The following is a 6641-nucleotide window of genomic DNA, read 5'->3' as shown; positions in this document are numbered from 1 at the left end:
ATGCCGAACACGGAAGTTAAGCACTTGAACGCCGAAAGTAGTTGGGGGCTTCCCCCTGTGAGGATAGGACGTTGCCAGGCAATTGAAAAGGACCGATCTGCATCTTGCAGGTCGGTCTTTTGTATTTTAAAAACAAGAGGTGTATTTCATGAAAAGTCAGCTTCCAATCATTGAGGCACTTAAGCGACATGTCGAACGTAAGGCAACATCTTGGCACGTTCCTGGTCATAAAAATGGATCAATCGTATTAGGTCTACCTAGTTTTTTGGAATGGGATAAAACAGAACTAGCTGGCTTAGATGATTTTCACCATCCGACAGAAGCGATTCTAGAAGCAAAAGTATTGTTGCGTGAAGTCTATGATTCGGAAGATAGTCATTTTTTAATCAATGGTTCAACAAGTGGTAACTGGGCAATGCTTGCGGCTGTGACTAAACGAGGAGATCGCGTCTACGTTCAGAGAAATTCACATAAGTCGATTTTTAATGCACTCGAATGGTTAGGATTGTCTCCAATCTTCATGAGCCCTGAGTATGATGAAGAAACACAAATCGCCGGCAATGTTTCACGTGAAACATTAAAGGAAGCGTTAACATCGTATCCGGGTGGAGTCGCGGTATTTTTAACTTCACCGAGTTACTATGGAGAAACAGCAGCTATCGAAGAAATCGTAGCAGTGACAGCACGTTTTAAAATACCATTATTAGTTGATGAGGCACATGGTGCACATTTTGGAGAAGCAGTTGGAATCCGTTCAGCTTTTGAACAGGGTGCTACAGCTGTCGTCCAATCTGCTCATAAGACGTTACCGGCATTAACGATGGGGGCTTGGATTCATGAGCGATTAACGGACGTACAACGTCGTAAGCTCCACCATGCACTCCAGTCGTTTCAAACATCAAGCCCTTCGTATCTCATCATGGCTTCGCTCGATTATGCTCGATACTATCGACAGCAGTGGACGATTGATGAAATGGAAGAGGTCCGGAACAGTCATCAACTGTTCAAAGACGAACTCGACGGACTAGATGGAATGCATGCTTTTACTTTTGATGATTGGTCACGCGTGATTCTTTCCTATGAGGACTATTCCGGAGAACAGTTACTCGATGCATTAGCCAATGAAAAAATAGATGCAGAGTTTGCTTTAGCTTCATTTGTCGTCTGCATTTTACCTCTTCACAAATTATCGGAAACTGTCCGAACTCAGTGGTTAAGACAGGTAAAAGATGCGATTGAAAAGTTGAAAATGAAAGGAATTCCCTCAAAAAGGTATATCGAGCAATCAATTATGGGTAAAATAAAAGTATCTTCACTCGCTTGCCCACTGGATCAGTTAGAGGAGAGGGAATATCGGATTCTTCCGCTTCGTGAAACGATTGGTCAGATTGCACTTGAAACGATTATTCCATATCCGCCAGGTATTCCAGTCTTGTTGCGAGGAGAGCGTGTGACAAAAGAACAGATAGTATGTATTGAGCATCATATAGCCGCATCCGTCCATCTTCAGGGTGGAGAGTCTTTGCAAGAAGGTACGTTGCGTGTCATAGAGGAAGGGTTTGTTGAATGAAGGGAACGTTTATTACAGTCGAAGGACCAGATGGCGCAGGAAAAACGACACAGCTTCAATTGATGGCAGAAGCATTAAAAAAAGAGGGTTATCAGGTCATCATGACACGAGAGCCAGGCGGCACACGCGTTGGGAATGAAATCCGTTCGTTGATTCTGAATCCAGATTTCACGGAGATGGATGAAATGACAGAAATTTTATTGTATGCGGCGTCACGGGCGCAGCACGTCAATGAATTGATTCGTCCGTCACTTACAGCTGGGACTGTCGTTTTATGTGATCGTTTCGTTGATGCCTCGATTGCGTATCAAGGATATGGACTCGGGTATTCAATTGAACAGATCCGTAACGTCAATCAGCAAGCAACAGGAGGATTAACCCCTGATCGAACGTACTTGTTTGACTTGACGGTCATGGACTCGAAAAGACGAATGATTGAACGAGGGGCGCTTGACCGGATCGAGCAACGTGATGATGCATTCAGAGAGCGTGTCTATCATGGCTTTTTATCATTAGCCGCGTCAGAACCGGAACGCATTCGATTGATTGACGCCAATCAATCGATTGAAGCGGTCCAGTCGCTATTGTTAGAAGATGTGTTAGCCTATTTGAAGAAAAGGGAGAGATTATCATGAAAATGGTCATTACGATTGTTCAAGATAAAGATAGCTTACGTTTAGCAGAAGCGCTTGTTGAAAATGATTTTCGGGCAACCAAACTTGCGACGACGGGCGGCTTTTTAAAAGAAGGTAACACGACATTCATGATTGGGGTTCAAAGTGAACGTGTTGACGATTTGATGCGTTTGATCAAGAAAAATTGTTCGAGCCGCGATCAAATGGTCTCGCCGATCTCACCAATGGGAGGACACGCCGACTCGTATATTCCCTATCCGGTTGAAGTTCAAGTCGGAGGCGCGACAGTCTTTGTCTTGCCGATTGAAGGGTTTCATCAGTTCTGATGCGGACATTTCATGAGCTCGAACAAACACAATCTGTCATCTCGACGATTCTTCAAAATTCTTTACGAGCAAATCGAATCAATCATGCTTATATCTTTACGGGAGACTATGAGCCGCTTCTTTTGGAAGCGGCTCAATTGTTCGCCAAGAGTTTATTTTGTGAGCGGAAAGATCAAGTAGAGCCGTGTAATGAATGCCGAAGCTGTCGACGGATGGATAGCGGAAACCTTGTCGATTACTACCAGATTGAGCCAGATGGGGCAACCATCAAAAAAGAACAAATCCAGCAATTGATGCATGACTTGTCACTTCGGGGGTTAGAAGGGGATCGGCAAATCTATGTCGTGACGCAAGCGCACCGGATGACTCCGCAAGCAGCGAATAGTTTATTGAAGTTCTTCGAAGAACCGGGCGAAGGAAAAGTAGCGATTCTACTAACGAATCAACCGCAACTGTTATTACCGACGATTCGTTCTCGTGGACAACTGTTAAGTTTTCGACCGGCCGATCGTGTGATGATTGGACAAGTTTTATCGGATAAAACGTCCCGAGATGCGGAGTTAACCCAACTTGCAGCTCGCGTCTACTCAAAAATTGATGATGCGGAGCAAGCCTTAATCGAAGACTGGTTTGTAAATGCGCGAGCGTCAGTGTTACAATTGATGGAGGAATTAGCGAATCGTCCGGCAGATTTGCCTTTGTTCGTTCAAGAGAAGTGGATTAATCAATTTAAGAATCGGCAAGACGTCCGGATTGGTCTAGAACTCGTGACATGTTTCTTCGAAGATGCCTTGCATCTGAAGTTGAATCCATCATGGGAGATCATTACGTATACGAATAGCCGACCATTACTTGAGCAGATGGGTGGAAAGAGTCAGGCGACGATCACCCGCTGGTTGCAGGCAGTACTTGCAGCCGTCAAACGGGTCGAAGCGAATGTTAATCCTCAATTAACAGTTGAGCGTCTCATGTTTGACTTACAGAAAGGGTAGAGCGATATGCTAGAAGTAGTAGGCGTTCGCTTTAAAGAAGCGGGCAAAATTTATTATTTTGCACCTGGACAAGAGTCATTATCACGAGGACAAGCCGTCATCGTGGAGACAGTACGGGGCATTGAATATGGCGAAGTGGTAATCGCCGATAAACAAATGGACGAGGAAGATGTGGTCTTACCATTAAAATCAATTCTTCGGATTGCTGATGATAAAGATGCAATGATCGTCCGTGAAAATAAAGTAGCAGCACTTGATGCACATGCAGTGTGTGTCGAAAAGATTCGCGAACATAAGCTCGATATGAAACTCGTGGACGTCGAATATACGTTTGATCGTAATAAAGTCATCTTTTACTTCACAGCGGAAGGTCGCGTCGACTTCCGGGAACTCGTTAAAGATTTAGCAGCAGTCTTCCGGACACGGATTGAGTTGCGCCAAATCGGAGTTCGTGATGAAGCGAAATTGCTCGGTGGAATCGGTCCGTGCGGCCGTGTCCTTTGTTGTTCATCGTTCTTAGGTGAATTTGAGCCGGTCTCAATCAAGATGGCGAAAGATCAAAACTTATCACTGAACCCAACGAAGATTTCCGGGGTCTGTGGCCGTTTAATGTGCTGTTTGAAATACGAGAACGATACGTATGAAGAAATGCGACGTGATCTACCGGATTACGGAAAACGTCTGACTGTACCAGAAGGCGAAGGTCGTGTCGTCGGATTGAACATCCTCGATCAAGTAGTTCAAATTGAACTGAAAGACCGTTCCCGCGTTCTGACTTATTCGATGGAAGAATTGTTATCCGTCGGTGCCGTAAAACAAAAACGACCAAAAGAATGACGGGGTGCATACGCGTGGAGAGAGTCGATAAAAAAGAAATCATTACGCGTGTCGATGCGATCGAGCAACAGATTCATTTGCTGACTGAGCATCTGAGCGTATTAAAAGATCAGCTTGCTTACATGATGGAGGAAAATCAACACCTCTACCTCGAAAATCATCACCTGCGTGAGAAGGTGGAGCGAGACGAACAACAACCGATTACAGAAGAAGCGGAAGCCGAAGCGTTAGTAGGTGCCGGATACGATAACCTCGGTCGCCTCTATCAAGAAGGATTCCACATTTGTAACTTGCACTACGGTCAAGTCCGTAAAGACGGGGATTGCCTGTTCTGCTTGTCCATGTTAACGAAACATTGAGAGGCTGACTTCCTAGGAGTCAGTCTTTTTTTCAGAAAGGAAGACACCTATGCTTGAATTATTACCAGATGAGCGACTCGATCATCTCCTCGGAAGAGACGGTCGCATCATTCAAAGTCCGACCGTCTTTTCGTATTCACTGGATGCCGCGTTACTCGCGCAATTCGTCTGGGTCCCGATCCGCCAAGGTAAGTTGGTCGATTTGTGTGCCGGAAACGGTGCGATTCCGCTCTTTTTATCGTACCGGACGAACGGAACGATCACGGGACTCGAAATTCAACCGCGCCTCGTCGAGATGGCACGCCGTAGTATCGAGTTGAACGAAAAAGCGGGACAGCTCCAAATGATTGAGGGGGATGTCAAAACGGCCGGGAAACAACTCGGATACGGTGCCTATGATGTCGTGACCTGCAATCCGCCGTATTTTTTAGCACATGAATCATCGAACCGAAATGAGAGTGAACACTATACGATTGCCCGGCATGAAGTGTTATGTACACTTGAAGATTGCATTCGTTCAGCCGCCGACTTACTTAAACAAGGCGGGAAAACGGCATTCGTCCATCGTCCGGAACGTCTACTCGACATCGTGACGCTGATGCGTCAGTACCGGATTGAGCCGAAGCGGATGCAATTGATTTATCCGAAGGCAGGGAAAGAAGCGAATATGCTGTTGATTGAAGGCATCAAGGATGCAAAACCGGGCTTGAAGGTGTTACCCCCGTTCATCGTCTACGAGCAAGATGACACGTATACCTTACAAATGCGGGAACATCTGAATGTCTAAGCATGCGGTGTATATCGTGCGTTGCCGCGATGGGAGTCTGTATACGGGATATGCCGTCGATGTCGAGAAGCGTGTTGCGACGCACAACACGGGGCAGGGTGCCAAGTACACACGGGCGCGGCTACCGGTCGTCCTTGCGTACACAGAGACGTTTGAGACGAAATCGGAAGCGCTGAAACGCGAGTATGCGATCAAACAATTGACGCGTGCAAAAAAAGAACAGCTTATTCAAGGAGGGACGTCATGAAGGCAACAAGCAGTTTTAAGGATCAAACGAACGGCTTATATATCGTACCGACGCCAATCGGGAACTTAGAGGATATGACGTATCGAGCCGTCCGCATCTTACAAGAGGCCGATATCATCGCGGCAGAAGACACACGCCAGACGATGAAATTGTGCAATCACTTTGAAATCGACACGAAACTCGTCAGTTATCACGAACACAATAAGCAAGTTAGCGGTGAACGGCTGCTCGAAGACTTATTGTCGGGGAAACAGGTCGCCCTCGTCTCCGACGCTGGAATGCCCGGGATTTCCGATCCGGGGAGCGACTTAATCCGACTCGCGATTGCAGCAGACATTCCGGTCGTCGTCTTACCGGGTGCGAATGCGGCATTGACGGCCCTCGTCGCGTCAGGTCTACCGACGGAACGTTTTTTATATTACGGCTTTTTACCACGCAAGAAAAAAGAGCGGCGTGAAGCACTCGAGACGTTACGTTATGAGCAAGGAACATTGATTTTTTATGAAGCACCCCATCGGCTAAAGGAAATGCTTGGAGGTGTCCTCGAAATACTCGGTGATCGCCAACTCACGCTCGCCCGTGAATTGACGAAACGTTATGAAGAATACATTCGTGGATCGGTGACGGAAGCGTTAGACTGGTCGTCAGAAGAGGTCCGGGGCGAATTTGTCGTCATCGTCGAAGGAACGACGGAAGAACGTCCGAGTGAAATCCAGCAAGAGGCAGATCCACTCGATCAAATCGAACGGTATATCGCAGACGGTGAAAAACCGAATGCGGCGTTAAAGCGTGTTGCGAAGGAACGGGGACTTGACCGACAAGCCTTATACCTGTCTTATCACGAATCGAAATGAAAAAAGGAAGCGTACCGAATCGGCGCGCTTCCTT

General features: G+C 46.6%; 9 protein-coding genes and 1 rRNA gene. All 10 read left to right on the top strand.

What is annotated here, in order from left to right:
• Positions 1-80 (top strand): 5S ribosomal RNA (rrf, locus tag KNP99_RS15570); the annotation flags it as partial.
• Between the two features lie 68 nt (positions 81-148).
• On the top strand, positions 149-1570 hold the full coding sequence (locus KNP99_RS14770) for an aminotransferase class I/II-fold pyridoxal phosphate-dependent enzyme (RefSeq protein ID WP_214846403.1): 1422 nt from the start codon (positions 149-151) through the stop codon (positions 1568-1570).
• Entirely contained in the window at positions 1567-2205 is a 639-nt protein-coding gene (tmk, locus tag KNP99_RS14765; RefSeq protein ID WP_088835962.1) for a dTMP kinase, read from the top strand. Before KNP99_RS14770 ends, tmk begins: the two co-directional genes overlap by 4 nt.
• On the top strand, positions 2202-2531 hold the full coding sequence (locus tag KNP99_RS14760) for a cyclic-di-AMP receptor (RefSeq protein ID WP_029332194.1): 330 nt from the start codon (positions 2202-2204) through the stop codon (positions 2529-2531). Before tmk ends, KNP99_RS14760 begins: the two co-directional genes overlap by 4 nt.
• The gene (locus KNP99_RS14755; RefSeq protein ID WP_088835963.1) at positions 2531-3523 is read left to right on the top strand and encodes a DNA polymerase III subunit delta'; all 993 of its coding nucleotides are present in this window, start codon (positions 2531-2533) and stop codon (positions 3521-3523) included. Before KNP99_RS14760 ends, KNP99_RS14755 begins: the two co-directional genes overlap by 1 nt.
• Before the next feature lie 6 nt (positions 3524-3529).
• Positions 3530-4360: a PSP1 domain-containing protein gene (locus tag KNP99_RS14750; RefSeq protein WP_029332196.1), complete on the top strand. Its 831-nt coding sequence runs from the start codon at positions 3530-3532 to the stop codon at positions 4358-4360.
• The gene (gene yabA, locus KNP99_RS14745; RefSeq protein ID WP_029332197.1) at positions 4357-4719 is read left to right on the top strand and encodes a DNA replication initiation control protein YabA; all 363 of its coding nucleotides are present in this window, start codon (positions 4357-4359) and stop codon (positions 4717-4719) included. The genes KNP99_RS14750 and yabA overlap by 4 nt, the downstream gene beginning before the upstream one ends.
• A gap of 49 nt (positions 4720-4768) precedes the next feature.
• Positions 4769-5506 carry a tRNA1(Val) (adenine(37)-N6)-methyltransferase gene (locus KNP99_RS14740; RefSeq protein WP_214803543.1) on the top strand — a complete coding sequence of 246 codons (738 nt, stop codon included), beginning with the start codon at positions 4769-4771 and terminating at the stop codon, positions 5504-5506.
• Positions 5499-5753: a GIY-YIG nuclease family protein gene (locus KNP99_RS14735; protein ID WP_088835965.1), complete on the top strand. Its 255-nt coding sequence runs from the start codon at positions 5499-5501 to the stop codon at positions 5751-5753. Before KNP99_RS14740 ends, KNP99_RS14735 begins: the two co-directional genes overlap by 8 nt.
• Positions 5750-6607: a 16S rRNA (cytidine(1402)-2'-O)-methyltransferase gene (gene rsmI, locus KNP99_RS14730; protein ID WP_214846405.1), complete on the top strand. Its 858-nt coding sequence runs from the start codon at positions 5750-5752 to the stop codon at positions 6605-6607. The genes KNP99_RS14735 and rsmI overlap by 4 nt, the downstream gene beginning before the upstream one ends.
• Positions 6608-6641 lie beyond the last annotated feature (34 nt).

The organism is Exiguobacterium sp. s95 (genome assembly GCF_018618655.1).
GTDB classification, from domain to species: domain Bacteria; phylum Bacillota; class Bacilli; order Exiguobacteriales; family Exiguobacteriaceae; genus Exiguobacterium_A; species Exiguobacterium_A oxidotolerans.
Note: the sequence above shows the minus strand (reverse complement) of the source record. Positions and strands in the feature narration are given on the sequence as shown.